This window comes from Photobacterium sp. ABD4_091, from assembly GCF_056160145.1.
This window is the reverse complement of sequence record NZ_JBSWWQ010000001.1, coordinates 313,053-339,521: the sequence shown is the minus strand read 5'-3', so window position 1 is coordinate 339,521 and position 26,469 is coordinate 313,053. Positions and strand designations below refer to the sequence as shown.

At 51.6% G+C, this 26,469-nt stretch carries 24 protein-coding genes; 17 read left to right on the top strand and 7 right to left on the bottom strand.

All coding sequences use genetic code 11. The features are described 5' to 3' along the window. Positions 1-128: 128 nt before the first annotated feature. Positions 129-2,132, bottom strand: a complete 2,004-nt coding sequence (locus ACXAGQ_RS01395) for a methyl-accepting chemotaxis protein (RefSeq protein WP_475251176.1) — start codon at positions 2,130-2,132, stop codon at positions 129-131. 419 nt (positions 2,133-2,551) lie between these two features. On the opposite strand from ACXAGQ_RS01395, the gene hinT reads away from it, so the two are divergent. The 9 genes from hinT (at position 2,552) to ACXAGQ_RS01350 (ending at position 9,986) form a co-directional block, all read left to right on the top strand. Further along, positions 2,552-2,902, top strand: coding sequence for a purine nucleoside phosphoramidase (gene hinT / locus ACXAGQ_RS01390; protein ID WP_107297478.1), 351 nt, complete (start codon positions 2,552-2,554; stop codon positions 2,900-2,902). 136 nt (positions 2,903-3,038) lie between these two features. Then, positions 3,039-4,424 carry a COG3014 family protein gene (locus ACXAGQ_RS01385; RefSeq protein WP_475251174.1) on the top strand — a complete coding sequence of 462 codons (1,386 nt, stop codon included), beginning with the start codon at positions 3,039-3,041 and terminating at the stop codon, positions 4,422-4,424. After that, positions 4,424-4,810 carry a YcfL family putative periplasmic lipoprotein gene (locus ACXAGQ_RS01380; protein ID WP_475251172.1) on the top strand — a complete coding sequence of 129 codons (387 nt, stop codon included), beginning with the start codon at positions 4,424-4,426 and terminating at the stop codon, positions 4,808-4,810. The genes ACXAGQ_RS01385 and ACXAGQ_RS01380 overlap by 1 nt, the downstream gene beginning before the upstream one ends. 51 nt (positions 4,811-4,861) lie before the next feature. Beyond that, a complete protein-coding gene (gene lpoB, locus ACXAGQ_RS01375) occupies positions 4,862-5,455 on the top strand; it encodes a penicillin-binding protein activator LpoB (RefSeq protein ID WP_475251170.1) in 594 nt (197 codons plus the stop codon). Positions 5,456-5,495: 40 nt separating this feature from the next. Next, a complete protein-coding gene (locus tag ACXAGQ_RS01370) occupies positions 5,496-6,386 on the top strand; it encodes a phosphotransferase (RefSeq protein WP_475251168.1) in 891 nt (296 codons plus the stop codon). 153 nt (positions 6,387-6,539) lie between these two features. After that, a complete protein-coding gene (locus tag ACXAGQ_RS01365; RefSeq protein ID WP_475251166.1) occupies positions 6,540-7,385 on the top strand; it encodes a DUF6279 family lipoprotein in 846 nt (281 codons plus the stop codon). A 95-nt stretch (positions 7,386-7,480) separates the two neighbouring features. After that, positions 7,481-8,023 carry an alpha/beta hydrolase YcfP gene (ycfP, locus tag ACXAGQ_RS01360; protein ID WP_475251164.1) on the top strand — a complete coding sequence of 181 codons (543 nt, stop codon included), beginning with the start codon at positions 7,481-7,483 and terminating at the stop codon, positions 8,021-8,023. 420 nt (positions 8,024-8,443) lie between these two features. Beyond that, positions 8,444-9,733, top strand: a complete 1,290-nt coding sequence (locus ACXAGQ_RS01355; RefSeq protein ID WP_475251162.1) for an NAD(P)/FAD-dependent oxidoreductase — start codon at positions 8,444-8,446, stop codon at positions 9,731-9,733. A 34-nt stretch (positions 9,734-9,767) separates the two neighbouring features. Further along, positions 9,768-9,986 carry a DUF7661 family protein gene (locus tag ACXAGQ_RS01350; protein ID WP_475251160.1) on the top strand — a complete coding sequence of 73 codons (219 nt, stop codon included), beginning with the start codon at positions 9,768-9,770 and terminating at the stop codon, positions 9,984-9,986. Positions 9,987-10,067: 81 nt separating this feature from the next. Here ACXAGQ_RS01350 and ACXAGQ_RS01345 read toward each other — a convergent pair whose 3' ends face one another. The 5 genes from ACXAGQ_RS01345 to ACXAGQ_RS01325 form a co-directional block, all read right to left on the bottom strand. Further along, entirely contained in the window at positions 10,068-10,541 is a 474-nt protein-coding gene (locus ACXAGQ_RS01345; protein ID WP_475251158.1) for an FKBP-type peptidyl-prolyl cis-trans isomerase, read from the bottom strand. 47 nt (positions 10,542-10,588) lie between these two features. Next, complete coding sequence (locus ACXAGQ_RS01340; RefSeq protein ID WP_475251156.1) at positions 10,589-11,167, bottom strand: GNAT family N-acetyltransferase; 579 nt, start codon at positions 11,165-11,167, stop codon at positions 10,589-10,591. Between the two features lie 175 nt (positions 11,168-11,342). Then, the gene (locus tag ACXAGQ_RS01335) at positions 11,343-12,179 is read right to left on the bottom strand and encodes a peptidoglycan binding protein CsiV (RefSeq protein ID WP_475251154.1); all 837 of its coding nucleotides are present in this window, start codon (positions 12,177-12,179) and stop codon (positions 11,343-11,345) included. A gap of 29 nt (positions 12,180-12,208) precedes the next feature. Further along, positions 12,209-15,664, bottom strand: coding sequence for a transcription-repair coupling factor (gene mfd / locus ACXAGQ_RS01330; RefSeq protein ID WP_475251152.1), 3,456 nt, complete (start codon positions 15,662-15,664; stop codon positions 12,209-12,211). 2 nt (positions 15,665-15,666) lie between these two features. Further along, a complete protein-coding gene (locus ACXAGQ_RS01325; protein WP_475251150.1) occupies positions 15,667-16,245 on the bottom strand; it encodes a PilZ domain-containing protein in 579 nt (192 codons plus the stop codon). A gap of 189 nt (positions 16,246-16,434) precedes the next feature. Between ACXAGQ_RS01325 and lolC the strand changes: the two genes are divergently transcribed. From lolC to lolE, 3 genes are read left to right on the top strand one after another with little or no spacing between them, the layout of a single operon-like run. Next, positions 16,435-17,643, top strand: a complete 1,209-nt coding sequence (gene lolC / locus ACXAGQ_RS01320; RefSeq protein ID WP_475251149.1) for a lipoprotein-releasing ABC transporter permease subunit LolC — start codon at positions 16,435-16,437, stop codon at positions 17,641-17,643. Further along, complete coding sequence (gene lolD, locus ACXAGQ_RS01315) at positions 17,636-18,325, top strand: lipoprotein-releasing ABC transporter ATP-binding protein LolD (protein ID WP_475251147.1); 690 nt, start codon at positions 17,636-17,638, stop codon at positions 18,323-18,325. Before lolC ends, lolD begins: the two co-directional genes overlap by 8 nt. Next, positions 18,325-19,569, top strand: coding sequence for a lipoprotein-releasing ABC transporter permease subunit LolE (gene lolE, locus ACXAGQ_RS01310; protein WP_475251145.1), 1,245 nt, complete (start codon positions 18,325-18,327; stop codon positions 19,567-19,569). Before lolD ends, lolE begins: the two co-directional genes overlap by 1 nt. A gap of 174 nt (positions 19,570-19,743) precedes the next feature. On the opposite strand, the gene ACXAGQ_RS01305 is transcribed toward lolE, so the two are convergent. Continuing rightward, on the bottom strand, positions 19,744-20,274 hold the full coding sequence (locus ACXAGQ_RS01305) for a DUF2062 domain-containing protein (RefSeq protein WP_475251143.1): 531 nt from the start codon (positions 20,272-20,274) through the stop codon (positions 19,744-19,746). Positions 20,275-20,305: 31 nt separating this feature from the next. Here ACXAGQ_RS01305 and ACXAGQ_RS01300 point away from each other — a divergent pair, with 31 nt between their 5' ends. The 5 genes from ACXAGQ_RS01300 (at position 20,306) to kdsB (ending at position 26,463) form a co-directional block, all read left to right on the top strand. Then, the gene (locus ACXAGQ_RS01300; RefSeq protein WP_475251141.1) at positions 20,306-22,645 is read left to right on the top strand and encodes a DNA internalization-related competence protein ComEC/Rec2; all 2,340 of its coding nucleotides are present in this window, start codon (positions 20,306-20,308) and stop codon (positions 22,643-22,645) included. Between the two features lie 138 nt (positions 22,646-22,783). After that, a complete protein-coding gene (msbA, locus tag ACXAGQ_RS01295; RefSeq protein ID WP_475251139.1) occupies positions 22,784-24,541 on the top strand; it encodes a lipid A ABC transporter ATP-binding protein/permease MsbA in 1,758 nt (585 codons plus the stop codon). Further along, positions 24,541-25,557, top strand: coding sequence for a tetraacyldisaccharide 4'-kinase (lpxK, locus tag ACXAGQ_RS01290; RefSeq protein ID WP_475251137.1), 1,017 nt, complete (start codon positions 24,541-24,543; stop codon positions 25,555-25,557). The genes msbA and lpxK overlap by 1 nt, the downstream gene beginning before the upstream one ends. Then, complete coding sequence (locus ACXAGQ_RS01285) at positions 25,538-25,717, top strand: Trm112 family protein (protein ID WP_039468742.1); 180 nt, start codon at positions 25,538-25,540, stop codon at positions 25,715-25,717. Before lpxK ends, ACXAGQ_RS01285 begins: the two co-directional genes overlap by 20 nt. Continuing rightward, on the top strand, positions 25,717-26,463 hold the full coding sequence (gene kdsB / locus ACXAGQ_RS01280) for a 3-deoxy-manno-octulosonate cytidylyltransferase (protein WP_475251135.1): 747 nt from the start codon (positions 25,717-25,719) through the stop codon (positions 26,461-26,463). Before ACXAGQ_RS01285 ends, kdsB begins: the two co-directional genes overlap by 1 nt. Positions 26,464-26,469: the final 6 nt, after the last annotated feature.

The following is a 26,469-nucleotide window of genomic DNA, read 5'->3' as shown; positions in this document are numbered from 1 at the left end:
GAGCAAACGATTGCTTGGTGTGGGGCGGTAGTCGATATTTTAAGCAATAAACAGATGGTGCAATGAAAAAAGCCAGCCGGGAAAGGCTGGCTTAGGAGCGGTTTCAATGGTGGAAAACTTGAGTTTGACTAGAGTTTGAAACGGTGAACAAGATCATTTTGCTGGTGGGCAAGTTGATCGAGTTTGCTGCTGGCTTCTGCGACTTCTTCCATCGAACGGTAGTTTGAGTCGGCAATATGGCTGATATCTTCCAGCGAGCGGGCAATAGAGCCTGTCGTACTGCGCTGCTCTTCAGCCGCTTGTGCAATCTGTGTACTCATCTGACTGATCTCTAGGATGATGGCTTGGATCTCTTCCATCGCACTGTTGGCATCCGAGGCTTGGGTGATGCTGTTTTCCATTTCGCTGACACAGCTTTGCATCACTTCAACCGCCTGGCCTGAGCTGGACTGCAGGCGCTGGATCATCTGCTCGATTTCAGACGTCGAGTCAGTGGTGCGCTTGGCGAGTACCCTGACCTCGTCAGCGACGACGGCAAAGCCGCGGCCCTGTTCGCCCGCCCGGGCAGCTTCGATGGCAGCATTGAGGGCAAGGAGGTTGGTTTGGTCTGCGATATTCCTGATCACATCGAGGATGGAGCCAATATTACTGCTCATCTGCTGCAAATCAGACACGGCATGGACAGATTTGTCGAGCCGGGTTGAGAGTTGGTGGGTGGTATTGATATTGCGGCTCATCACTTCGCGACCGGTGCTGGAGGCTTTTTCAACTTCGTGAACCCGCTCCATGGTGTTTTGGGCACTGTGCGAAACATCAGTCACAGATTGCTCCATCTCTGTCATGGCAGTAGCGACCGACGCTGTTTGCTGGCGCTGCTCATGAAGCCGGTTTTTGGCTTCGGAAGTGGTTGTCTGGTTTTCTTCTGCCACCGAAGTCAGATCGCTGGAGGCTTGGCTGAGTTTGCCAAGGATTTCCTGCAGGTTATCTGCAAGGGTGTTGATGTATTTGCCTAGCTGGCTGAACTCGACAAACTGGTTGACCTGGCTACGCTTGGTCATGTCACCTTTTGCCAGGGCTTCAAGGGTGGCCAAGGTTGCCTTCAGCGGCTTGCGAACACTCTGTGCAATGTACCAGCCGATAAAAAGGGCAAACAGGGTTGCACCAATGCCGAGGATGGTCGCATTGCGGTAACCCTGGCTGTAGGTGCTGTCGGCATTGGTAATTGCCGCTTCCATTTGGGTACTGGCCTGGGCACTGAAGCTACCTAGCAGCTCCATCGCTTGGTCTATTTCATTGGCCAGGATAGCAATATTGTCATACAGGCGGTTACGCGCTTCGATATATTTGAAATGATCATCAAGTACCCCGCCGGATTGGCCAATATCCACCGTGTATTGGGAAATTGACTTGTCAAAAATTGGCTTGAGTTCAGGCATGATCGCAAGCAGCGAGCGGTAGGCATTGTTGAGGTGGTTGATATTGCGTCGGTTGCTCTTGATGGCATCATCGATAACCTGGATATCCTCTGTAGCCAGTGCATCAGATGTCACCACCTCGGTTTCCTGCAGCTTGACGAAGTAATTCTTGGCGATCATTTTGACCGAAATACTTTCCTGGTCATCGACATAATCTTTCATCCGGCTGTTAAGGCTACCGTGCAACTGTTGGAAGCGCCGTGCTGACTGCTGGCGCTCTTCCTGCGCCATCAGCTGGGCTCTGTAGTTGTCCATGGCATTGTGCGCTTCGCTGAAATACCGACTTTCAAGGGCGATAAGGGCTTCAAGCTGGCCACTCAGCGCAACATTGTTTTGTGCGGCCGTTTCAAGCTGCTCAAAGGCTACTTGGTATTGTTGGTGGGCCTGGCCGAATTGCTGCTCGTAGTTGTCCATTCGAAGCAAATCTTGGCTGGTCAGGAAGTCTTTGTAGATCTTATCTGCGGCAAGCAACCGAACGCTGACCTGGTTGGAAAGTGACACCAAAGGCAAGGATTGGTTAGTGACGATCTGGAGTTGTTGGTGGATCCGGCTTGTGCCGTCTAGCATCATCACCAGCGTGGCCACAAAAAGCAGCACCATAACACTTATGCCGGTGTACATACGCCGGATGACTGAGGTCTGTTTCGTTGTCTTCATAATATCCCTAAAAAAATACAAGCAAGCGACAGCAGAACTTACTTATTGCAATGTAATACGAAGTTGGAATTATGGTTTTGGTCTTCGTACAAAATGTGACGCTTAATTTTTTGACTTAAAAAAAGTGCGTCCAAATGCGTTATATTTGACCCCTAAGAACCATAACTCCTTGTTATGGTTCGTGAGAATCGTGCCAAATAGTAAATGATTTTGCGTGGTACATTCTTTGACCGCGGCATCAAAAAATAACTTTGTTACTAGAGCTTACGTTTTTTGCCGGGGCAATTTACGAGTGCGAGATTCGGTTGAGTAATAAAAAAGGCTGGAAATAAGATTAAAAACAATGTTCAATATTGCTCTTGTCATCGTTGTCGAGCATACTGCAAGTGTTGATTTGATAACGAGAAATGGAGCAAGACATGGCTGAAGAAACCATTTTCAGTAAGATTATTCGCAAGGAAATCCCAGCTGATATCCTCTATCAAGACGATTTGGTGACCGCTTTTCGCGATATTAACCCGCGTGCGCCTAGCCATATTCTGATCATCCCGAACAAGCTACTGCCGACGGTCAACGATGTCGAAGCCGAAGATGAATTGATGATGGGACGCCTGTTTACCGTTGCGCGTAAACTGGCTGAGCAGGAAGGTGTTGCTGAAGACGGTTACCGCCTGATCATGAACTGTAATCCGCATGGTGGTCAAGAGGTGTACCATATCCATATGCACCTGCTAGGTGGTCGCCCGCTTGGACCTATGCTTGTCGGTTAATTTACTGTCCTGATAGTTCTCTGTGAGGTTCGCAGACAAGTGAACTTCTGTTCCAAATTGAAGTCTGAGTGGCGTGTATTTCCAGCTTGTGTGCTGAAAAAGGTCACTCAGGTTTTTTATTAGGGTTAGCAAAAAGATGTTGAAAAATGCCGTCGTAGCGGTGTTGTCTCTGGGCTTGGTCGCGTGCGCGAATCTGTCCACCCAGAGCTTATTTAGTCATTATAGTGCGGCAAACAGCAAGACCCATCAGGCAATGCAACAGGGTTTGTATCAACAAGCTTTGGACGTATTGCCTGATGCGCCTGCAGGTGACATCCTTGACGGAATGGAAAAAGGGCGGGTGAGTTTTGTTGCTGCCCAGTATCCTTACAGCTTTGGAGCATTGCAGTCAGCAGACAGCGCCGTTAAGGAGCAGCAGCGCCAGGCCAGCATTCAGATTTCCGAGGGCTTCAACCAAGCCGGTTCGCTGCTGACCAATGACAATATGATCACCTACCGTCCTGCGGATTATGAGCTGGGCTTCTTGCACTTATATTTAGCGCTTAACTATCTCCAGCAAAGTAACCTCGAGGGAGCGTTGGTGGAAGTTCGAAGGGCTAACCAGGTGCAAGAGGCGGCCAAGAGGCAGCGTGAGGCCGAACTCAACAAGGCGGCAACAGAGGCGCGTCGCAAGGGGATGGATCAGAATCTCGGTGCGGTATTGGCCCGTTACCCTGATGTCGGCAGCGAGCTGGGCAATATTCAGAACGGCTATTTGTTTTTCTTGTCAGGTGTATTGTATGAAGCCGACGGGGATCTCAATAGCGCCTATATAGACTACAAACGGGCGCTGGCCGTGGCGCCGAATAACCCGTTTGTGGCCGACACCGTGTTGCGTTTAGCGACAAGGATGAGGATGGATCAAGATCTGCCTGCGCTGGAGGCCCGCTACGGCAAATACCAAGCACCTTCTGCCAATACTGGCCGGGTCGTTATCTTTGACGAGCAGGGTGTGGTTTCAGCAAGGGAAGGGTGGCGCCTGCCGCTCTGGTTGACGGATAGCCGTGGTGACGGGGTGATCTACAACCTGGCATTACCTTACTACCGTAACCCGTCCAACAAGAGTTACTCACCTTTGCAGCTTAATGGTAAACCATTGGTAGATAGCCAAGTCGCCAATGTTGAAGGAATGGCACGCTATAGCCTACAAGAAGATTTGCCGGTTATTGTGCTGCGCCAGGCGCTAAGGGTGGTTGCGAAGAACGAAGTACGCAAGACGGCGGCAAGGAAAGGTGATGATATCGGCAATGTATTGAGCAATATTTTCAATACCCTCACCGAGCAACCAGATACTCGAAGCTGGCAGAGCTTGCCAGCATCAGTGGCCATTGCCCAACAAGATGTTGCGGCAGGGCAGTATAACTTGGCCTGGAATGGCCATCAGATAGACGTTGACGTACAAGCAGGCAGAACAACAATGGTTTGGGTGTCACGTCAGGGAAATCAACTGACCGGTTGGTCAGTCTTACTTGGGAATAACTGATGAGAATATTACTAGTATTGGGGATGATCTTGGGCTTGGCGGCGTGCTCAACGACAACGTCGGGGATCAGTATTGAAAGCAGTAACCAGAGTGTAGTGATTGGCAACTCTCATTTGGCCAGCCGTCTGTCGATTGAACAAGCCTCTATCTCTGAGGTTAACGGCTTAATGAAGGCTGGCGTGCCAGTGACCAGTCAAATTGACTCGGATCTTAACCTCCAATACCGTTTCTATTGGTACGACGCCCAGGGCCTTGAGGTGAGCGGCAGTGATAGCCCATGGCGCCAGGTCGTACTGCACGGCAAAGATACAATGACATTACAAGCGGTTGCCAGAAGTCCTCAGGCAACGCAGTATCGAATTTATATCCGTAAAGCAGATTATTAATTGTGGGATTGGCACTCAAGTGAGTGCTGTTTGACTGATAAAGGTAAGACGATGAAAAAAAGCGTAATTGCATTGATGGGTGTGGCAGCACTGATGGGCGGCTGTGCCCAGAAGGTAAGTTATGGCGATGCCCAGCAGGCAGAAACAACAACGATTGAGTTTGGCTCGACGGATTTGCAAAAGATTGCCGGAGAGATGACGGACAGCATGCTGACATCAGGCTCGGTAGCTTACATTACCGGTAACGGCCAGCGTCCTATCATTATGGTTGATGGCATCAAGAACAAAACCAGCGAGCACATTGATACCGAGTCTATCACTGACTCGGTCAGCACCAAGCTGCTTAACTCTGGCAAATTCCGCTTCGTGGACATGACCCGAGTGGAGAGTGTTCGCAAGCAGCTGAACTTCCAGAACGATGATGAGCTGGTTAACCAAAGCACCGCGATCCAATTCGGTCAAATGGTCGGTGCCGAGTACATGCTGTACGGCAACCTGTCGAGCATCGTGAAATCAGCAGGCAGTGACAAAGATGTCTACTACAAGATGACCATGCGCTTGATGGACTTGAAGACAGGCCTTATCGAGTGGGCTGATGAAACCGAAATCCGCAAGCAGGAATCGAAAAGCCTTCTTGGCTGGTAATCCTGAGTATAAAGTCTGTAGCTAAAGGCGATCTGGTGCAATGAGTGTTGAAACATTACGAGCGTTACTTGCGCTCAGGATGCCGGATTATCATTTAGCCAATGCTGAGCCTTTCAGTGGCGGCCTTAGCAACCGTTGCTGGCAAGTGTCTCTTGAACACAATCAGACTGGTCGCCGCTATCCCTTGGTATGGCGGCCTCATTCAGCCTCTTCTTCGGCGTTTGGTATCTCCCGCCAGCATGAACATGAAATACTGAATTTAATTCCCGCCTCTTTGCAACCGTCACTTGCTCCCCGTGCCTTTGCCCTGTTCCCTGAAGGGTTGCTGGTAGAGTGGGTAGAGGGGGAAACGGCCCAACCTAGCTTTTGTTGTGGAAGCTTGATGGCGTTATTAGCCAAAATTCACCAGCTTCCTACACCATCCTGGCGGCTAGATTGCCGTAGTCGGGCTGCTCACTATTGGCTGTCGCTTGAGGCAATGGTCGATGAGCCTAAGCTGAGACAAATTCATACCCATTTTCAATCTGTGACGACGAAAAAGTGGTTTGCAGACACTTGCTGCCACCACGATCTTGGCTGGTATAACGTTATTATCGGTTCTGATGGGCAGGGCAGGGTGATTGACTGGGAGTATGCTGCGGCTGGCGATCCCTCGCTGGATTTAGCCCTGACGATTGCTGCCAATCAGCTTGAGCTATCCGAAGCGGTGCTCCTATATTGTCAATATCGAGGAATTGTCGATCCTGAGGCGCAGTCCCGGTGGCTGGAGGCGGTGAGTGACTGGCAGCCTTGGTGTGATTACCTGGCACTGCTGTGGTTTTATGTCGGCGCCCAACTTTTTTCAGCCGATGAACAGCCCGAGCAGGGGTACCTGGCAGAGGCTCACCGATTGCAGGAAAAGTTGTGGAATAGGCTGCAATTCTCTGATTAATAGGCACTTATATTTTCTTATCAGCTACAATTGAGTAGCGTTTTTTCCCGTTTGTGCGAAATCTATATAAATGGGGTCTGTATACTGTATAGATGATCTCCGGCCATGGGTGGGTGCGTAATCTATTCAATAGCAAGCGATGAGGAAAAAGTGATGACCAAGAGGCTTCTCAAATGGGCTGTATTTGTTGTTGCCGCCGTCCTGGTGGCGGGCTGTACCACCCGGCTTGCTTACAATAACCTTGATATCTGGCTGAGCTATCGTGTTTCCTCCTATGTGACACTCAATTCCACCCAAGATGCTAGCTTCGACCGGGGATTAGACCGCGCCCTGGCGCTTCATCGCCGGCAAGAGCTCCCTAAGATCCACAGTGCTATCGATCGCCTGCAGGCGGATCTCCTTTCTCCGATGACATTCGGTCATATGCAGGAATACTACAACGTGTTCACTAGGCTTGGGCAGGATTCTGCTGCTGTTCTAGCAGATCCGCTCGCAGATTTGCTCTCGTCACTTAACAGTACGCAGGTTGCCCAAGTTGAATCGAGCTTGCGTGAGCGCTTTGCAGAGTTTGATCAAGAGCGTGCTAAATTGAGCGATTCGCAAAAGCTCGCCAAGCGGGCGGGCCGGCTACAAGATTTCACCAAGGACTGGGTGGGTTCGCTGACAAGCCGGCAAAAGGAGCTACTCACTGAATTGGCTGGCTACCAACTGGAAATGGCACCTGTGTTCCGCTCAATGCGAAATGGGTACTTCGAGCGCTGGCAGCAATTGATGAAGAGCCGCACCCAGCCAACATTCAAATCCCAGTTTACCCAACTGATGCGCGACATGGTTTCGCTAGATAACCCGCGTTACCAGTCTGAAATTCGCTTTTACCTCAACCGCCGTTTCGAGTTGATGCGCCGGCTCAATCATTCCATGTCGCCGGAACAGCAGGCATACCTAAATCGTAAGCTGGTTGGGCTGCGCAAGGATGTAGCGCTACTGATCAATCAATAATTAGATTGTTGTCCCACCTCTTGTGAAAGTAATGTCAACAAACCCTACAAAACGTGTTAGATTGATTTTACTGATAATCACAATAGGGAAGAAAAATGATTATTTATCTGCATGGCTTTGACTCAACAAGCCCGGGGAACCATGAAAAGGTATTGCAGCTTCAGTTCATTGATCCTGATGTGCGTTTTGTGAATTACAGTACCCTGCACCCCAAGCATGACATGCAGCACCTCTTGAAAGAAGTCCACAAACTGAAAGAAGAGTCTGCTGATGAGCAGCCACTGATCTGTGGTGTGGGCCTAGGTGGATATTGGTCAGAGCGCATTGGTTTCTTGTGTGGCATGAAGCAGGTTATTTTCAACCCTAACCTGTACCCAGAGCGCAATATGGAAGGCCGTATTGACCGTCCTGAAGAATATGCCGATATTTCGACCAAATGCGTGAATGATTTTAGGAAAAAGAACGAAGGCAACTGCCTGTGTATTCTTTCCTGCAATGATGAAGTATTAGACAACAGCCATACCCAAGATGTGCTCGGTGATTTTTACGATATTATCTGGGACGATAAAGAAACACATAAATTTAAGAAGATTTCCCAGCATCTGCAAAAAATAAAAGCATTCAAAGAAAACTCTTAATCTCTGCATTTACCCAGTTTGGCTTCAATAGCAGGCGGTCACAACCCACCGCCTGCTTTAATGTCATTCTGATAACCAGCCTAACACTCTCATTGTGCCCGAATTTGCGGGTGTATTTGCCGTGCTTCAGCGTATCGTGCTGTATCTGTGGGCTTGGCAAGCACCAATACATGCTACAGGCATTGATCCTAATCAATTATTTCTTGCCTTGAAATAATATTGGCTTATAATGCAAATCTTAACTTTTTTTGAGGTAAATCAAAAAAAGTTGAGTTAACTAAATGAAGAAGGTGTAGCAAGCACCCCGTAAATATCTAAGCCTAAGTGTATGAAATAAAAGAATTGTGCTGACTGGAAGCTGTTCGGGTCAGTTTAAGTTTTGAGTTTTTAAATTTTTGAATTTGTGGAAGGAGTGTTGTCATGTCTCGAATTATTGTTGTTGGCGGTGGCGCCGGCGGTTTGGAGCTAGCAACGAAACTGGGTCGTACATTGGGCCGTAAAGGCCGTGCTAAGGTAACCTTGGTTGACCGTAAGGGGAGCCACTTGTGGAAACCTCTGTTGCACGAAGTGGCAACCGGCTCTATGGATGCCGGGGTTGATGCCCTGAGCTACCGTGCGCATGCCAAAAACCATTCGTTTGATTTCCAAATGGGCAGCCTGAAAGATATCGACCGTGAGCGTAAGGTGATCACACTTGCTCCGCTGCATGATAAAAAAAATGAACTGCTGATGCCTGAGCGTGAGCTGGAATACGATATCCTAGTCATGGCTATTGGCTCGACGTCGAATGACTTCAACACTCCGGGTGTGCGCGAAAACTGTATCTTCCTAGATAGCCCAGAGCAGGCGCACCGATTCCGTACACAAATGAACAACCAGTTCCTAAAACTGCACGCTAACAAAGAACAGAAAACGGTCGATATCGCGATTGTCGGTGCCGGTGCAACGGGTGTAGAGCTGTCAGCAGAGCTGCACAATGCCGTGAAAGAGCTTCAGAACTACGGCTTTGGTGACCTGGACAGCTCACGCTTGAACGTTAACCTAGTCGAAGCCGGTGAGCGTATCCTGCCAGCCCTGCCTCCGCGTATCTCTTCGGCAGCGCACAGTGAGCTGACTAAGCTCGGTGTGAATGTTCGCACGGCGACTATGGTTACCAAGGCTGATGAAACCGGCCTGACGACCAAAGATGGCGACCATATCCCGGCACAAATCATGGTGTGGGCTGCAGGCATCAAGGCACCTGATTTCATCAAGGATATCGCAGGCCTTGAAACTAACCGTATCAACCAGCTGGTGGTTAAGCCGACGTTGCAGACCACACGCGATGACGATATCTATGTCATCGGTGATTTGGCATCTTGTGCCCAGGAAGACGGTAGCTTTGTCCCACCGCGTGCCCAGGCCGCACACCAGATGGCAAGCCGTTGTTTCTCGAACATCGTCGCGAAAATGACTGACCGCGAGCAGAAGCCATATGTCTACAGCGACCATGGTTCATTGGTGTCACTGAGCCGCTTCTCAACCGTGGGTAGCTTGATGGGTAACCTGACCAAAGGCTCAATGATGGTTGAAGGCCGTATTGCCCGCGTGGTATACATTTCCCTTTACCGTATGCACCAGATCGCGTTGCACGGCGTGGTGAAAACCAGCCTGATGATGCTGGTGGGCCGTATTAACCGCGTACTGCGTCCTAACCTGAAGCTTCACTAAGCAGGGTTCTTATACGGGCCGGAAAAGGAGAACAATGATGTTCCTGCTGTTTGATGTATTTGGTACCAAGATGTCTGTGCAACAAAAAGACGGCTTTTGGTTACTATACAAAGAGTCAGATACCGCGATGCGTGCCCGTATCTATGATGTTGTCATCCCGCCCGAGCTTGAAGAAGGCGATTTGGCGACCTACTTGGCGGATATCTACCATGAGAATGCAACGGCCAATCATCCGGATGTCCGCCGCTGCTGATCTTTTTGGGTTCGCCAAAATAAAAAACCGCCAGAACCGGCGGTTTTTTTGATCGTGCAAAATGCTGAAGGCTTATCTCAATTAGTTGATTTTAAACAGCTCAACATCAAAGATAAGTACCGAGCCCGGTGGGATAGAGCCAATGGCTCGGTTGCCGTAGGCAAGCTCGGCCGGTACGAAGAAGCGTGTTTTCTCCCCCTCAACCATCAGCTGTACCCCCTCTGTCCAGCCCTTGATGACTTGGTTGAGGCCAAACTGGATAGTCTCGCCACGCTCAACCGAGCTGTCGAATACTGTACCGTCTAATAGTGTACCGTGGTAGTGGACAGTTACTTTGTCGCTTGCCTTTGGGTGCACAGTGCCCGTGCCTTCTTGCAGTACCAAGTACTGCAGGCCCGATGCGGTCGTTTGTACCCCTTCTTTCTCTTTGTTCTCAGCTAGGAAAGTTTCACCGGCCTTGATGTTTTCGGCTGCGGCTTGCTTGTTGCCTTGGGAGCGTTGCATAAAGAAGATGATTAGCGCTACAAGGGCAATACCCAGAATAATTTTAAACACGTAAGTTCCTCATATCGTGTTGATTCATCAGCTGATAGTAGCAGAGCTTATGGCAGGGTGAAAGGCGTGGAGGGCGGTGCGAGATCATGGGGGATAAGCGAGAACAACAAACCATCGACCGGGCCGTCTTGGGTCATGATCCGGTTGCGTGCCGTGCACTCAAAGCGGGCTTTGGCCGCAAGGGCGGTGCGCTGACTGGCAAGGTTGCCAGTATGGGTGACAATTTCAATCCGGGTAAGGCCAACAGTTTCGAAGGCGAACTGGGCAATAGCCTGGCACGCTTCCTTGGCATAGCCCTGGCGCTGGGCACTGGAGCGGATCCAATAGCCCATTTCAGCCGAGTTGGAGAGTTCGGACAAGTTGCTAAGGGAGGTACTGCCCAAGAAGGTATCCGTGCTGCGCTCAAAAACGGCGAACTCGTAGCAGATGTCATAGGCCCAGTTCTGTTGGCTAGCATGGATCCACTCATGGGCATCATGTTGGCTGTAGTGGGCGTGGCACCACGGCAGCCAAGGGGCAAGGCTTTGATGCGAGTGGTGGATAGCCTCAAGTAAATCCAACAGGTCGGCATTTTTATAGGGCCGAAGCATTAAGCGCTCGCTGGTGAGTTGGTAGTCTGTTTTCATCCTGTCCACAGCCTCCGTCAATATAATTCCCAATACCATACAGGATGGTACCCAGTGGTAATAGCATAAACTGCAGAGGCGGGGTTGTCGCAGGTGTCGGTTAGGCAAGGGCTGAAAATGTGAAAAGGGCTGCGTTAGCAGCCCTTTGGAAACGAATATTGGCTTATCGACGGAGTTAACCGTCGATACGACGAATTTGGATCACCATGCCCATCAGCGGGTGGTCAAGATAGTGGGTTTCACCACTACGCATCTTGCGTTGCTGCTGGAATTGGTAAGCTTTGAGGAACTCTTCCACTTTAACCTGCTTTTGAACCTCTTGCAGGTGGCCGATCTGGACGTTGCTTTCCGGATCAAGAGAGCCATCAATCGGATCTAGCGGCTCAGCACCGATAATGATCTCTCGGCGGCTTGGCTCGCGAAGGGCAAAGTTAGCCTCAGTGAACAGGAAGTGCTGGACATATACACGCAGCGTACCGTCCAGCTCGCGCAGAGCGCTGGCTTCTTCTTGGGCATAACTATCTTCTTGCGTAGAGCTATAATCTGGAGCTGAAATCAATGATTCTTCGCTGAAGCCTTCATCCATTTGCTCGTCTGCCGGCTCGGTGGATTGTGCCGATTTCACTGAACCATCAGCGGAAAACTGGGCGGAGAAGTCGTCGCCAGCGGTAAAGTGAATGCGGGGTGCGGCCGCTCGGCTTAGATCACCTTGGCGCCAGCCAAAATGGGCTAGCGGGGTAAAGCCCGCGTGCTGCTTGAGCTTATTGTACTGGCTGTTGAGCTCAAACTGCGACGATGGCATCTTAGTGATCCCTCTAGCCTGCAGGCGAGCAGTATCACCAAAGTCGATAGTGCCCTTGAGGTTAATCGGCTTGGGGTTGTCAGGCCAAGACTCACTGACTTGTTCGGGTGCGATGTTACGCTTGAACAAGATCACTTCGATATCAAATTGTCGGGCTGCAAGGCTTGGCCAGCTAATGGCGAACAGCAGCAAATAAATGAGATTTTTCAAGATAATACTCCGCACTTAAGTGCTATCTATTATAGAGCGTTTTCGGCCAACTTTGTTAGAAGACCGTCAACATACTTTATTCTGTCTTTTCTGTCACTCATCGGTGCCATGACTTTCAGTTTGGTTGGCCCTTCCATCCGGAAATGCTGTGGCTGCGACTGCAGCAGGCCGACCAGTAAGCCAGGGTCGATGTTGGCATTGGGGTTAAACTCTATGAAGCCACCTTTTTCGCCGGCTTCAATTTTGCGAACGCCGATACCAGCGGCCTTGAGCTTGATTTGATTGACCACCAACAAGTTGGTTGTCGGATCAGGCAGTAGGCCAAAGCGGTCGATAAGCTCGACCTTGAGTTCATTCAAGGCTTTTTCACTGTTGGCGCTGGCAATACGCTTGTACAAAGACAGGCGGGTATTGATATCCGGGATGAAGTCTTCCGGTAGCAAGGCTGGCAGGCGCAGTTCGACCTCGGTTTGCTGGCGCAGTAGATCATCCAGTGAAGGCTCTTTGCCTTCCTTGAGTGCTTCAACGGCTTGCTCGAGCATTTCCATGTAAAGGGTGAAACCGACAGATTGGATCTGCCCGCTTTGCTCATCACCAAGCAGCTCACCGGCGCCCCGGATTTCAAGGTCATGGGTGGCCAAGGTAAAGCCGGCGCCCAAGTCCTCCAGTGACGAAATCGCTTCGAGTCGCTTGACGGCATCTTTGGTCATGCGCTTAGGGTGAGGCGTAAGCAAATAGGCATAAGCTTGGTGATGCGAACGCCCGACACGGCCTCGCAGCTGGTGCAGCTGGGCCAAGCCAAGGTGATCGGCACGGTTGATCACTATGGTGTTGGCCGTCGGTACGTCGATACCGGTTTCGATAATGGTGGTACAGACCAGCAGGTTGAAACGCTGGTGGTAGAAGTCGCTCATGATCTTCTCGAGCTCGCGCTCGCGCATTTGGCCATGGGCGAAGGTGATACGTGCTTCCGGGATAAGTTTGGCCAGATCCTCGGCCGTCTTCTCGATAGAGTCGACATCGTTGTGCAGAAAGTACACCTGGCCGCCACGCATGATTTCACGCAGTACTGCCTCCCTGACCAGCGCATCGTCCGACTCGCGGACAAAGGTCTTGATGGCCAAGCGGCGGGCTGGCGGGGTGGCGATGATTGACAAGTCGCGCATCCCGCTCATAGCCATATTCAGGGTACGAGGGATCGGTGTTGCAGTCAGGGTCAGGATATCGACATCGGCACGGATCGCCTTAAGCTTTTCTTTTTGGCGAACCCCGAAGCGGTGCTCTTCATCGACAATCAGCAGGCCGAGGTCATAGTAGTCCACCGAGGCATTGAGCAGTTTGTGGGTACCGATCAGGATATCAATTTTCCCCTCAGCCATGTCGGCCAAGATCTGCTTTTGCTCCTTGGCGGTTTTGAAGCGTGACAGTACTTCAACCCTGACCGGGGTATTGGCAAAGCGGTCGCGGAAGTTCTCAAAGTGCTGCTGGGCCAACAAGGTTGTCGGTACCAGTACGGTAACCTGCTTGTTGTTGTCGACAGCGACAAAGGCAGCACGCATGGCGACTTCTGTTTTACCGAAGCCCACATCGCCACACACCAAACGGTCCATCGCCTTGGGCTGGCACATATCTGACAGTACGGCATTGATAGCCAGTGCCTGGTCGTGGGTTTCCTCGAACGGGAAGCCGGTACAGAAGTCGGCGTAGGCTTCACGGTCAAGGTTGAATTTGTGGCCCGGTTTTATTTCGCGCTTAGCGTATACATCAAGTAGCTCGGCGGCAACATCGCGGACTTTTTCTGCTGCTTTCTTGCGGGCTTTGACCCATGTCTCACCACCCAGTTTGTGGATCGGTGCGGTATCTTCCGCCCCACCGGAGTAGCGGCTGATAAGGTGTAGCGAGGCGACAGGGACATAGAGCTTGGCACCACCTTGGTACTCCAGGGTGACGTATTCGGTTGTCATCCCCCCGGCTTCCAGGGTTTGCAGCCCTAGGTAGCGGCCAATACCGTGGTCGATATGGACAACAGGCTGGCCGACTTTGAGCTCGGCGAGGTTGCGGATAATGGTATCGGCATTGACGGATTTTTTCTCGTCACGGCGACGGCGCTGCACCACGCGCTCACCCAGCAGGTCGCTCTCACAGATCAGGGCGATCTCGGGCTGTTCCAGGACAAACCCTTGCTCAGCTGCACCAATCACCAGGCTGAATTTGCCCGGGGCCGCCAAAGCCTCGGTAAGGGTCGGGGCAACGACAGGGCGCAGTTTGATCCGGCCAAGCAAGTCGAGCAAGGCTTCGCGGCGCCCTTCCGAAGCCACCGAGAAGATAATCTTGCCCGGGTAACTTTCCGAGTAGCGGCGCAGCTCGGCCAGCGGCTCTTTGAGCTGGTGGTTGATGGTCAGTTCGGGGATTGCCTTGATTGGCAGGTTATACCGGCCCGCTTTGTCCGGTTCACTGTCATGGCGGATACGCACCTGCGGTAGCGTTTTGAAATGGGTGAACATTTCCTCTTTGGTCAGCCACAGCTCTTTGGGCTCAAGCAGCGGGCGCAAAGGATCGACCTTGCGCTGGTCATAGCGGTAGTCGGCATCATTGAGGAACTGGTCAACGGCTGGCTCCAGCGCACCAATAGTGATCAGCAGGCTGTTATCCGGCAAGTAGTCGAACAGGGTTTCGGTTTGTTCGAAAAATAGCGGCTGCCAATATTCGATACCCGCAGGCCAGGTTTTTTTGCTGACTTGCTGGTAGATGGATTCCGGCTCGCGTCGTGCCTCGAAGCGCTCGCGCCAGCGCATGCGGAAATTCTCGATGGCGATTTCGTCGGTCGGGAATTCGTGGGCAGGCAACAGGCGGATTTGCTCTATCTCTCCGGTCGAGCGTTGGTTTTCCGGGTCAAACTGGCGGATCGAATCGACTTCGTCATCAAAGAAGTCAATACGATAAGGCTGATTGCTGCCCATCGGGAACAAATCAATCAGTGATCCGCGGCTGGCGTATTCACCGTGTTCGATAACCTGATCGACATGGCGGTAGCCCGAGGCTTCAAGCTGCAAGCGCAGTTTATCCAGCGACAGCCTGTCGCCGTTGCGCACCATCAGCGCATGCTGGTGGATGAATGCCCGTGGTGTCATACGTTGCAGCAGGGTGCTGATTGGCACCAACACGACCCCGTTGGCCTGCTGTGGCAGAGAGTATAAGCGAGTCAGTCTGTCTGAAATTATATCCTGGTGCGGCGAAAAGTTATCGTAGGGCAAGGTTTCCCAGTCAGGGAATACGCTCACTTCCAACGAGGTAAACTGGCTGACTTCCGGCTGAAGGCGCAATGCTGTTTGGGTATCAGGGACTACAGTAAGGATAGGTCCCTGATGGTCATGGGCCAGTTCTGCGATCGACAGTGCCAGCGCAGCACCGGACACATTACCAATAAATCGGCTGTCGCCCTGTTTGGACGGTAATGGAAGAGAGAGAATTGACTGTGCTTTCATGATTAACTTTTATTGTCTGATCGCTGTTGGGCGCGTTGGCGCAGAATTTTTTGCTGGAAGTGCAGGGCGGCTCGAATAAGCAAATCCCGGTCATCTTCCATTAAGTATATGTATTTCAAGGCTGTCTCGTAGCTGCCGTCTTGCTGAAGTTGGCACTGGACTACTTCAGCATAGGCGTAAACGGCGGCGGCAGGGTTGTCGAGGAACAGTTTGAGCCTGACATTGCTCCCCTCCGCAAGTGCTTGTGGTGAAAAGTAGGACAGCTGGCTGGCACCGAACGTATGAGTGGTAAAACGTAGTTTGGCGTCATCTTGCTGGGCAAGCACAAAAGAGAGCAACAAGTTGATTTTGTTGTTTTGTGCCGTCAGGTAATTCGACAGTGCTTTGAAGTCATCTTTTTTGAGCTGGGACAGCGAGTGCTCCAGCCCTTCATCCAAGCTGCTGCATTCACTAGCAATACGAAACAGGGGCGGAATTTCTTGCTGGAAAGCCAGCATATCGGGAACACTTTCACCGGGAGAAAGCGGTTCTACGTTGATGGTCAATCCGGCATGGACTGAAAAATACTCGTCCTGATTCATGTCGCACTCGTTATAAATTAACTATCCTACGATTATCACCCAGCAAATGCATCGGGACAAGTGAAGCGGGCTTAGAGTGGGGGGTTTAACCGCTGTTTTTACATTACTTTTACTGCGCTTAATGGTAATCGGAAGCCGCAACAGGTATGCTTTCGAACAGTTTTTATAAGGATGGTATCTTCTTACTCTATGTTTCATCCCGTATCGTTTTTTATCGGGCTGCGATATCTCAGAGGACGCTCTGGAGATAGGTTCAGCCGTTTCGTTTCCTATATGTCGACCGCGGGTATTACCGTCGGGGTGCTGTCCCTAGTCACGGTATTGTCTGTCATGAATGGTTTTGAGCAACAGCTCAAGGAGAGGATCCTTGGGGTGATGCCGCAAGCGGTTGTCTCAAGCCAAGAGGGTCACCTTACCCGTACCGAGCAACCGCCGGAAGTGCTCCAGTCTCTTTCCCATGTCGATATGATCGCACCTCTGACCCGCAGTGAGGCGATTTTGCAAAGTGCCAAATCTTTGTCTGCAGGCATGTTATTGGGCGTTGACCCTGAAGCCTTCGAGCCTGTGGGCTATTACGTCAACCATGGCGATATTATGGATCTGGAAGCGGGTAGCTATAAGGTTATTCTAGGTCAGGTTCTTGCCAATCAATTGGGCGTGAAGGTGGGTGACAAGGTACGGCTAATGGTGACCAGTGCCAGCCAGTATACGCCTTTGGGCCGCATTCCTAGCCAGCGAAATTTCGAGGTCGCGGGCCTCTATAATACCGGCTCGGATGTCGACGGCCAGTTGATCCTGACCCACATCGATGATGCTGGGCGACTGTTACGACTGAAACCCGGCCAAATGACCGGCTGGCGCTTGTTTGTCGATGACCCATTTGTGGTCGCCCAGCTTTCCAACCAGTCTTTGCCTGAGGGCATGACCTGGTCAGATTGGCGTGAGCAGCGTGGTGAGCTTTTTCAAGCGGTAAAAATGGAAAAGAACATGATGGGGTTGATGCTTGGTCTGATCATTGGTGTGGCTGCCTTCAATATTATTTCTGCGCTGATCATGGTGGTGATGGAGAAGCAGGCTGAAGTGGCGATTTTGAAGACACAGGGCATGAGCAGCCGCCAGGTGTTATTGGTATTTATGGTGCAGGGAGCGAGCAGTGGGGTGATTGGTTCGCTCATCGGGGGTATTCTAGGTACCCTGTTGGCACTGAACCTAAACGCGATTTTGACTTTATTCGGTGTGAACCTGATTTCTGCCGGCGGCCAGCTGCCGATAGTCATTTCCCCGCTCCAAATTGCTTTCGTGATTGTCGGTGCCATAGCCTTGAGCTTGCTGGCAACAGTTTTTCCTTCCTACCGGGCGGCATCGGTCCGTCCTGCTGAGGCACTTCGTTATGAGTAATGCGTTATTGGTTTGTCAGGGCTTGAGAAAAGTTTATCGTGAAGCCCAGCTTGAAACAGAGGTGCTCAAAGGGGTGGGTTTCCATCTAGACGCCGGTGAGCTGGTGGGAATTGTAGGCGCGTCTGGCTCTGGCAAGAGTACACTGCTGCACCTGCTGGGCGCATTGGATGACCCGAGCGAGGGGGATGTATATTTCAAAGGGCAGAAACTCAATGCCATGAGTGCCAACAAACAGGCTAAGCTGCGCAACCAGGAGATTGGCTTTGTCTATCAGTTCCATCACCTGCTGGCTGATTTCAGTGCGGTGGAGAACGTGGCGATGCCTTTGCTAATCGGCGGCATTGCAGCAGGCAAAGCTCGTTCACAGGCTCATAGTATTCTGGAATTGGTTGGCCTGGGGCACAGGTTAGAACACCGTCCTTCAGAACTAAGTGGTGGTGAGCGCCAGCGTGTTGCCATCGCCCGGGCTTTGGTCAACAAGCCAGCTTTGGTGTTGGCGGATGAACCAACGGGTAACCTGGATCATAAAACCGCCCTTGAGATCTATGATTTGATGCGCAAGCTCAACAAAGAGTCCGGTACGGCGTTTTTGGTGGTGACCCACGATAATGAGCTTGCCGGTAAGCTTGACCGCTGCATGCACATGCAAGACGGCGAGCTGCAGCAGGTAGAGGTGGCTTGATGTTCCGACCGCTTTCGCTTTTTATCGGTAGCCGCTTTAGCCGCGCCAAGCAAAGAAACCGCATGGTTTCATTTATCTCGATTTCATCGACCCTTGGCATTGCCGTGGGTGTGGCGGTGATCATTATCGGTTTATCGGCCATGAATGGTTTTGAGCGCGAGCTTCAAAACCGCGTGCTGTCGGTGATCCCGCATGGGGAACTGGAGGCGGTCAGCCCGCCTTTTGAAGACTGGCAGCCAGTGCTGGATTTGGTGGAGCAGCACCCTCAGGTGACAGCTGCAGCACCTTACGTTCAGTTTACTGCCTTGCTTGAGAAGGGCGCGAGCCTCAAAGCCGTTGAAGTTCGCGGCGTTGATCCTGAAAAGCAAAAAGAAGTCAGTGTGCTGCCGCAGTATGTGAAAGACAATGCTTGGGATAGCCTTGAAGCAGGCAAGCAACAGGTTGTTCTCGGGCAAGGCGTAGCCGATAAGCTGGGTATTGGGGTCGGTGACTGGATCACTGCAATGATACCGAATCCAGATCCAAGCCTGAAGCTCAAAGCCCCCCACCGCATCCGGCTTCAAGTTGCGGGATTGCTCGCCTTGGCCGGTCAGATTGACCACAATTTTGCCTTGGTGCCTTTGCAAGATGCCCAGCAGTACCTGTCAATGGGCGACGGGGTGACAGGCATTGAACTGAACGTAGACAAGGTGCTGGATGCCCAGAGTATTGTGCGTGAAGTCGGTTTTACCCTGCCGGTGTATGTGTACCTGAAAAGCTGGAACCAGAAATACGGCTATCTTTACCGTGATATCCAGATGGTGCGTACCATTATGTACCTGGTGATGGTGCTGGTGATCGGGGTGGCGTGCTTCAACATTGTTTCGACCTTGATGATGGCAGTGAAAGACAGGGCGGCAGACATTGCTATCCTCCGTACCATGGGGGCGACTGATCGCCTGATCCGTTCTATTTTCGTCTGGCACGGTGTGCTGTCTGGGGTTATCGGCAGTCTATTGGGGTCGCTTGCTGGTTCACTGGTTGCGGTAAACCTGACTCCGCTCATCAAAGGGCTGGAAGGGTTGATTGGCCATCAGTTCCTCTCCGGTGATATCTACTTCGTAGACTTCCTGCCAACGTCATTATCGATGCAAGATGTGATGCTGGTGACATCGACCGCCGTGGTATTGAGCTTTTTGGCTACCTGGTACCCGGCGAAACGTGCAGGTGCCCTGCAGCCCGCAACCGTGCTTAGTGCGAAATAACTCGCTGCTAATTACCGGGCACGGGTCGGTAATTTGGATAAAACGTATGTAATGATGCCCGTTGGCCTGCCAACTGCTTCGCTATTTCATCAGTAAAGTTTGAGTATCATTACACTGCCCCGAAAAAGTTTAGGTATAAAAAAACCTCGCATCTGCGAGGTTTTTTTATGGCGCTTAATCCTTGTGGAGGCTCAAGACTCGGAACCGGCGTTTTTGCCAGCTTCGAACAACAGAGTAGCGCCACAAGCCGCGGATACCGAAGTAGCCAAGCGCTGAGAAAAAGAGCGAACAAATTGCACATCCCAATAGGAAAGGAGGCCCAATCTGGTTCATTTGGTGCAGCAGGAATTCCCACGACAGCTCGAAATGGAAAGCTTGGTGCGGTGTGTTCATCAGCCAAGCGCCAACTTTGTAGGCGCCGTAAAACATCACAGGCATAGTGATAGGATTACTGATCCAAACCAAGCAAACCGCCAGCGGCAAGTTTACGCTGAAGAAGATGGCGGCGCCGGCAGCCATGATCATCTGGCTGGGAAGAGGTACAAACGCCATAAACAAACCGACCGCAAATGCGCCAGACGCCGAACGGCGATTGAGGCACCACAAATTTGGGTTGTAAAGCACATTGCCAAATATCTTCAGCGCTTTTTGGCGCTTGATGACATCGTGGCTTGGCATTATTCGTTTAATTACTTGTCTTGGCATTGTAATTCTATTGTTCACAGGCAGGCTTGAGATGAACAAAAGCGCTGCCGGGGTTGCACTTGGACTGCTATCGCTTCATTTCTGGTCGGCATTGCCAACCTATCATGGTTTTATTACAGCCTTAATGATAGGCAGTGTAGTGTGTTTCTATTTCCGGTGGCGACTTTTGATCTACATCGCGATCGGTGCTTGTTTGGCGAATCTCGCCGCAACATCCTATCTAAAAAACGTCCAACTGGCTTTTATTGAGCCGAGGAATATTACCATAGTTGGTGAAGTTAGTAGCCTATTAAATCATAAGAAATTAGATACTTTGTTTGATTTTGTAACGTCAGAATTACGTCAGGCAGATTTTCGATCAAGTAAAACACTGCGATTAAGGCTGAGTTGGCAAAACCAAACCGATATTCCCATTATGAGGCAGGGAGAACGCTGGGAGTTGCAAGTCAGGATTCGGCCTCCTCATGGCCGGGTCAATAGCGCAGGCTATGACAGGGAAAAGCAGTTCGTCGGCAAAGGGATTCACGGGGTAGGTGTGGTTGTCTCCGGAAAGCGGCTGAACCATGGGCAGAATACATTGGCGAGATTGCGTCAAACCGTATTTGAACATGGGGTGGAATCGACCGATGGGTTGAGCCACCAGGCATACCTGCTGGCACTCGGTTTCGGCTTTCGTGGCGCGCTGGAAGACGATGACTGGGGACTTCTGCGTGACAGTGGGCTGGCTCACCTAATGGCGATATCTGGACTGCATATCGGCCTTGCGATCATGCTGGGCTGGTGGAGTGGTGGGGTCATACGGAATCTTGCCGGTGATTGGCCGCAGGCAATTTGGTTACCGTTATGGTTAGGGCTGCTTGCGGGGGCAGCCTACGCTTGGTTGGCAGGTTTTACGCTGCCTACCCAGCGGGCATTGCTGATGAGCTTGGTGGCACTCTTGCTGCTTCGGCTGCGTATTACTTGGCCGGGTTGGCAGATCTTGCTGGTCGTGTTTGTTGCCAGCCTAGCCAGTAACCCGCTAGCCTCATACAACGCCGGTTTTTGGCTCTCGTTTTCCGCGGTCGCTGTCATTGCTTTGGCCCATTCAAGCGGGGTGAGGTATGACGTTCGCCCTGAGGCGGTGTTTTACCGACGGTGGTTTGGCAAGCTGAAGGTGCTGGCACTGATGCAGCTTACGCTACTTTCTTTGATGCTACCGGTGCAATGGATCTGGTTTGGTGGGTTTTCCCCTTGGGCACCGCTGATTAACCTGATGGCCGTGCCTTGGGTGAGTATGACGACCGTCCCCTTGGTACTTGTCGCCATTGCTTTTTCCCCTTTCGAGTACCTCTCCCACGGATGTTGGCAATTGGCTGACTTAACCTTGTCTCCGGTACTTTGGCTGGCAGAGTGGGCACGAGGGGGATGGTGGGTGCTCGATGATAGCCAGGGGCGCTGGGTAGGGTTTGCTGCAGTCATTGTCGTGCTGCTCTGGCTGCTTCCGGAAAGGCGCTTTACTGCGTTGATTACCACCTTGGTTGCGATAAGTCTTTTGCTGGCAAGGCCTGCGCAGGATAGCGAGGCGGGACAAGGGGAATGGCAGATTGACATGCTCGATGTCGGGCATGGTTTGGCAGTATTGATTTCGTCGGGCAACCGCAGTGTGCTTTACGATACCGGGAACCGTTGGCCGGGTGGCTCCATTGCCAGTTCGGTCATTGAGCCGGTGCTTAAACAAAGGGGGCTGAAAAGGCTAGATGGGCTGATACTGAGCCATGCCGACAGCGACCATGCCGCAGGGGCAGACTACCTTGTGGAGACGTTTAAGCCAATATGGAAAAGGAGCAGTGACCAACGCGATGGCTACCAACCCTGCATCCGAGGTGAGCACTGGCAGTGGCAAAACCTCCATTTCCGGGTGCTCTGGCCGCCAAGGCAGGTTAAGCGGGCGGCGAATCCACACTCTTGCGTCATCGAAGTCAAGCAGCCACACAGCGCGGGCGAAACGGGTAGGGTATCTGTGCTGCTGACCGGGGATATCGATGCGGTGTCCGAACTGCTGCTGGCAAGGCTAGAGCCTGACCTGTCACCGGATCTTTTACTGGTGCCTCACCATGGCAGCCTCAGCTCCTCGACAGCGACATGGCTTGACCAAATGGGATGGCTGGGCAAGATGACGCCGAGCTATGCGCTGGTGTCGGTGGCACGCTTTAATCCTTGGCAGCTACCATCACCTGACGTTCGCCAACGTTATCTCGATAGGGGAGTGGTGTGGCTGTCGACGGCAGAGTCGGGGCAGGTCACGCTAACGATACACCATGGGGAAATAGAGGTGATACGCCACCGCCAAGATCGGGCCGACAGCTGGTTTCGGCCAGCGTTGCTCAAATAGAAAACGATACCCTGCGCCAGTGTTGAGAAAGGCTGCTTGAAAAACAAGCAGTTTGATTACGTGTAGGGTTAACTTATTTGGTCTCCGGCCTTTATGCGAGTAGAATGGAAAAATTGTCTTTAAGAAAAAATGGTTTCCATGACTACTTCGAACGATCAAACCACTTGGGAGACGTTTAAGCGACTTTGGCCTTCAATTAGCCTATACAAAGCCGGCCTGGCTGTCGCTGTTGTTGCATTGATTATCAATGCCGCAAGTGATGCATTGATGCTCTCGATGATTAAACCGCTGATGGATGAAAGTTTCGGTGGTATAGACGGTATCGAATCGAATTTCCTGGCAATGATGCCAATCTATTTATTGGGCTTGATGATCCTGCGTGGGGTCAGCGGTTTTGTTTCGACCTACTGCCTCGCATGGGTATCTGGCAATGTGGTAATGAGCATGCGTCGCCAGATGTTCAATCACTTCATGAAAATGCCAGTGGGCTTTTTTGACAAAGAATCTTCAGGCAAATTGCTATCTCGCATTACCTATGATTCCGAGCAGGTGGCATCGGCAACCAGCGGGGCGCTGGTGAACTTGGTTCGTGAAGGGGCAACGATTATCGCCCTGATGGCGATCATGTTCTACAACAGCTGGCAGCTGTCGGCTATCTTATTGGTGATTGCACCAGTCGTTGCAATCAGTATCCGCGTGGTATCAAAGCGTTTTCGCGGTATTTCCAAAAATATGCAAGATGCCATGGGCTCGGTAACCTCTTCAGCCGAACAAATGCTGAAAGGCCACAAAGTCGTGTTGAGCTATGGTGGCCAGCAGGTTGAGCAGGAGCGTTTCGAGCAGGTGAGTAACCGGATGCGCCAGCAAACCATGAAGCTAGTTTCTGCCCAGGCGATTGCTAACCCGGTGATTCAGGTCATTGCTTCGTTAGCGTTGGTAGTGGTATTGATCCTTGCCAATACTGAAGCGCTGCGCGAATCACTGACTCCGGGTACTTTTGCGCTTATTTTTGGCTCCATGTTTGGTTTGATGCGTCCTCTAAAGTCCCTGACTAACGTGACCTCTCAGTTCCAGCGCGGTATGGCCGCTTGCCAGACCTTGTTCAGCTTGATGGAAATGGAAACTGAGAAAGACCATGGCCAGTATGAAGCCAAGCGCGTGAAGGGTGATATTCAAGTGAAAGATGTGACCTTCACTTATCCAACCAAAGATGCGCCTGCGTTGAAGAATGTGAACTTTGACCTGCCAGCTGGGAAGACGCTGGCTCTGGTTGGTCGTTCAGGCTCGGGCAAGAGTACGATTGCCAACCTCCTGACCCGTTTCTACGATATCGACTCAGGCAGTATCAGTATTGATGAGCATGACATCTGTGACTACAAGCTAAGCAATCTGCGTGATCAGGTGGCTGTCGTCTCGCAAAACGTTCATTTGTTCAACGATACGATTGCCAACAACATAGCTTATGCCAGCGGTGATACTTATAGCCGCGCTGATATCGAAAAAGCGGCTGAGCTCGCTTACGCCATGGACTTTATCAAAGACATGGACAACGGTTTGGATACCATTATCGGTGAGAACGGTGTAAGCCTGTCTGGCGGTCAGCGCCAGCGCCTTGCTATCGCCCGTGCGTTACTGCGCAATGCACCTGTGTTGATCCTCGATGAGGCAACCTCGGCGCTGGATACCGAATCAGAGCGTGCGATCCAGTCTGCGCTGGATGAGCTGCAGAAAGACCGCACGGTATTGGTGATTGCCCACCGTCTGTCGACAATTGAAAAGGCCGACCAAATCTTGGTGGTGGATGACGGTGAAATCATCGAGCGTGGTGTGCATGCTGATTTGCTGGCACAGAATGGTGCATACGCCCAGCTGCACCGTATCCAGTTTGGTGAATAATGGCATCGGTTATCGAAAAGATCTGGTTTGAGGACCACCCGGCAGGGACGGTACTCAAGCCTTTGCTATGGCCGCTGAGCAAGGTGTTTGGCGCGGTGAGCCGTCGCCGTCGCCAACAGTACCAATCCGGCCAGAAAACACCTTACCGCCCGTCGGTACCTGTGGTGGTTGTTGGGAATATTACTGCCGGTGGCAATGGTAAAACGCCTGTTGTGGTTTGGTTGGTTGAGCAACTCAAGGCCGCAGGGCTCAAGCCGGGGGTCGTCTCTCGCGGCTATGGGGCCAAAGCGCCCCATTACCCCTATTTGGTTGACGGGCAGAGTACTACTGCTGAAGCGGGTGATGAGCCAGTTCTGATCTTTCGCCGCACGGGCGTGCCTGTAGCGGTATCTCCCAAGCGTGCAGAAGCGGTTCAGCTGATTGAGCCCGATGTCGATGTCATCATCACCGACGATGGCCTTCAGCATTATGCGCTGGCGAGGGATATCGAAATCGTGGTGATTGACGGCCAGCGCCGTTTTGGTAACCAGCACCTTATTCCGATGGGGCCATTGCGTGAAGGTTGCGACCGCTTGCAAGAAGTGGACTTTCTTATTTGCAATGGTGGTAATGCTCAAGATGGCGAAATCCCAATGTCGTTGGCACCCTCTGACTTCATCAACCTTACCACGGGAGAGCGGTGTGAGCCTGCCCGGCTCCAAGGGGATGTGGTTGCCATGGCAGGAATTGGCCATCCGCCACGATTTTTTAATACACTGAAACAGCTCGGTATCACCCCGGTGAAGTGTCAGCCATTTGCTGATCATCAGGCGTTTGCCGAGCAAGAATTACAACAGCTGTCCGGACAAGGGCAGTACTTAGTCATGACGGAGAAAGATGCGGTGAAATGCCACTCTTTCGCCCAGCCTAATTGGTGGTATTTACCGGTGGATGCCGAGATGCCTGCCGAGTCGGCTGCAAGCTTGATTAACCGGATCATTGAGGTAAAGGAAGAGTATGGATCATCGTCTGCTTGAAATCGTTGCATGCCCAGTATGCAAGGGTAAATTGAACTTCGACAAAGACAAAAATGAGCTGATCTGCAAATTTGATCGTCTGGCATATCCTATTAAAGATGGTATCCCTGTATTGCTTGAGCCAGAGGCGCGAACTCTGAGCTCTGAAGAGGTGAAATAATGTCTTTTACCGTGGTTATTCCGGCTCGCTACCAGTCTTCACGCTTACCCGGTAAGCCGCTGGCTGATATCGCTGGCAAGCCAATGATCCAATGGGTCTACGAGCAGGCAAGCAAGGCCGGTGCTGATCAGGTGATTGTTGCCACTGACGACCAGCGTATTGTCGATGCTGTTAAGGCATTTGGTGGTGAAGTTTGCATGACCCGAGACGATCATGAGTCAGGCACCGAACGTCTGGCGGAAGTGGTTGAGAAATACCAACTGGCTGACGATCAAATCGTGGTGAATGTTCAGGGTGACGAGCCACTGATCCCGGAAAGTATTATCCGTCAGGTGGCAACTAACCTGGCAAGCAGCAGTGCCCCGATGGCAACGCTAGCGGTTGAAATCGACCATGCCGATGAAGTGTTCAACCCGAATGCGGTGAAAGTGGTGACGGATAAAGACGGCTACGCGCTTTACTTCAGCCGTGCTTCTATTCCGTGGGATCGCGATAACTTTGCCAAGCGCCCGCAGGAGATCCACCAGAATTTGATGCGCCATATCGGTATCTATGCCTACCGCGCTGGTTTTATCAACACCTACATCAACTGGGAGCCGAGTGCGTTAGAGAAAATCGAAGCACTAGAGCAGCTTCGCGTGCTGTGGTACGGCGAGAAAATCCACGTTGAAGTTGCAATTGATGCGCCGCCAGCAGGGGTCGATACACCGGAAGATTTGGAGAAAGTGCGTCAGCTCGTCGGGTAACCCGAA